At 54.4% G+C, this 1,878-nt stretch carries 2 protein-coding genes; both read left to right on the top strand.

Annotated features, from left to right (window positions below):
* The first annotated feature begins 115 nt into the window (after positions 1 to 115).
* The gene (locus ENN66_00325; protein HDS15083.1) at positions 116 to 1,012 is read left to right on the top strand and encodes a DMT family transporter; all 897 of its coding nucleotides are present in this window, start codon (positions 116 to 118) and stop codon (positions 1,010 to 1,012) included.
* 12 nt (positions 1,013 to 1,024) lie between these two features.
* The coding region (locus tag ENN66_00320; GenBank protein HDS15082.1) for a DUF89 family protein at positions 1,025 to 1,878 on the top strand (854 nt) is incomplete at its 3' end.

The following is a 1,878-nucleotide window of genomic DNA, read 5'->3' as shown; positions in this document are numbered from 1 at the left end:
TCGCCGGCCGGTGTCGTTTTTTTCTTTGACCTTTTCCGACACAGACGTTAGAAAGGCAGGTCTCCGTTGAACTTTAATTTTCACGTGGTTGTGGTCCTGCTGAGCTTGGGTGTTTATGGTAAATGTTTTGCGCCGTCTTTATCGTCTTCCTTATCTGCTGCTGCCGCTGGCGGTTTTTTTCTGGTCGCTCAATAGCATTGTCGGTCGCTATATGCGCCTGGAAGTGCCGCCGGTCGCCCTGTCTTTCTGGCGCTGGGCCGGGGCCTCGAGCCTGATTCTCCCTTTCTCCTGGAGATACCTGCAGAAGGACTGGTCGGTGATCAGGAAACACCTGCCGTTGCTGTTGTTGCTCGCGCTGACCGGGGTGGCGATGTTCAATACCCTGCTGTACAGCGGCCTGCAGACCACGATCGCTCTCAACGCTTTTCTTATTCAGTCGACGATGCCGGTCCTGATCATGCTGTTTTCCTTTTTGTTCTTTCGTGACCGGATCAATTATCTGCAAGGGCTCGGGGTCGCGTTTTCTCTGGCTGGGGTGGTGATGGTTATTGCTCGCGGCGATCTTGAGTTGCTGTTTTCCCTGTCCCTGAACCGGGGGGATGTTCTGATCTTTATCGCGTCTATCGGTTACGCCTTTTATTCGGTGATGCTGCGGTGGCGGCCGAAGCTCCATCCGGTAAGCTTTATCGCCTTTACCTTTATCGCCGGAACCCTGATGCTGCTGCCGCTCTATCTCTGGGAAAGTCTGAATGTCAGAACCCTGAATTTTAATCCGCAGACCCTTTTGACCATCGCTTATGTCGCGATTTTCCCTTCCATCATCTCTTATGTCTGTTACAATCGCGGCATTGAACTGATCGGCGCCAATCTGGGCGGGCTGTTCATTCATCTGGTGCCGGTTTTCGGTTCGATCATGGCTCTTCTTTTTCTCGGGGAGCGTTTCTTTTGGTTTCACGGGGTCGGTATATTCATGATTGTCGGCGGCATTGTGCTAACCCTGCGCCATCGCTAGCGGAAAAAATTTATGCAAACCTATCTTGATTGTCTGGCTTGTTTCATGAGCCAGATCGTGCGTGTCGGCCAACTTCTGGAGCTGCCCGAGAGGGACTGCTTAAACATGTTGTGCGAATTTTCCGCCGATCTGGCCGAGATCGAGCTTGCCGACCCACCGCCCAAAACCTCCATCCGGCTCTATCAGATGATCAGTCGTTATGTCGGCAGCCCTGATCCTTTCGCCGCAATTAAACGGGAAAGCACCGAAAAAGCTCTGGCGCTTTATCCCCGGTTACAGAAACGAGTGGCGGCCGCGCCGGACCCCTTAAGCCTGGCAGCCAAATTCGCGGTCGCCGGCAATGTGATTGATTTCGGGGTGGCCTCGCAATTTGATCTGGCCCAGGAGCTTGACCGCGTGCTTGATCATGGCGCCTTTGGTCACTGGCAGGAGGAGCTTTTTCGCGCGGCCCTGGAGAAAGCCGAGTGGCTGCTCTATCTTGGTGACAACACCGGTGAAACGGTCATGGATCGGCTTTTTATAGAGACCATTGTCCGGGAAACGGCCACGCCGGTTAAATATGTCGTACGTGAAGCGCCGATTATCAATGACGCGACTTTCGCGGATGCCCTGGCTGCCGGTCTCGATGCCTGCGCCACCATTATTTCTTCCGGCTGCAGTGCGCCGGGCACGGTCCTGGAACTCTGCAGCCCTGAGTTTCTGGAGCTTTTTCACCAGGCGCCGTTGATCATCAGCAAGGGCCAGGGCAATTACGAAACCCTCTCCGGCGTTTCCGCGCCGCTATTCTTTTTTCTTAAAGCTAAGTGCCGGGTGGTTGCGGATCATCTCGGGGTTGAGCTTGGCGATCTTAATCTGGTGCGGGGCGA

The organism is Pseudomonadota bacterium, assembly GCA_011049115.1.
Lineage (GTDB): Bacteria > Desulfobacterota > Anaeroferrophillalia > Anaeroferrophillales > Tharpellaceae > DSCM01.
This window is presented reverse-complemented; position numbering and strand designations above follow the sequence as displayed.